At 57.2% G+C, this 736-nt stretch carries 1 tRNA gene and 2 rRNA genes; all 3 read left to right on the top strand.

Going from position 1 to position 736, the window contains the following annotated elements:
* Nucleotides 1–336, top strand: a 23S ribosomal RNA gene (locus SCA01S_RS21560); the annotation flags it as partial.
* A 123-nt stretch (nt 337–459) separates the two neighbouring features.
* Nucleotides 460–574 (top strand): 5S ribosomal RNA (rrf, locus tag SCA01S_RS21555).
* A gap of 85 nt (nt 575–659) precedes the next feature.
* Nucleotides 660–736 (top strand) — tRNA-Met (locus SCA01S_RS21550).

The following is a 736-nucleotide window of genomic DNA, read 5'->3' as shown; positions in this document are numbered from 1 at the left end:
TTTGGCTGTTCGCCAATTAAAGTGGTACGTGAGCTGGGTTCAGAACGTCGCGAGACAGTTTGGTCCCTATCTGCCGTGGGCGTCGATACTTGAGAGGAGTTGCCCCTAGTACGAGAGGACCGGGGTGAACATGCCTCTGGTGTACCTGTCGTTCCGCCAGGAGCGCAGCAGGGTAGCTATGCATGGACGGGATAACCGCTGAAAGCATCTAAGCGGGAAGCCTCCCTCAAGATAAGGTATCATCGAGTCGTGGTAGACCACCACGTTGATAGGCCGGGTGTGGAAGTGCGGTAACGCATGAAGCTAACCGGTCCTAATCACTCTTATCATGCTTGTAGAATCCACACCCTCACCACCAACCCTGCACAACATGCAGCGGCCAACGGTGACAGTCGGACGATCCTCAAGCCAGATCCCATACCCATCGATCTAAACCCCTCATGTGCGCCCGCTCCATTGCCTGGTGACCATAGCGTCTGTGTCCCACCCGATCCCTTCTCGAACTCGGCCGTGAAACCAGTCCGCGCCAATGGTACTAACGCTCAAGCGTTGGAAGAGTAGGTCGTCGCCAGGCATTGAAGCTGGCGCACACGAATAAAACCCATTCACAAAGTCTCTCCTGCGGCCCCGTCGTCATACACGACGGGGCCGCAGCGCATCGCGGGGTGGAGCAGCCCGGTAGCTCGTCAGGCTCATAACCTGAAGGTCGCAGGTTCAAATCCTGCCCCCGCAACCA

Source organism: Novosphingobium capsulatum NBRC 12533 (genome assembly GCF_001598375.1).
Lineage (GTDB): Bacteria > Pseudomonadota > Alphaproteobacteria > Sphingomonadales > Sphingomonadaceae > Novosphingobium > Novosphingobium capsulatum.
The sequence above is the reverse complement of the archived record's forward strand: the minus strand, read 5'-3'. Positions and strand labels throughout refer to the sequence as shown.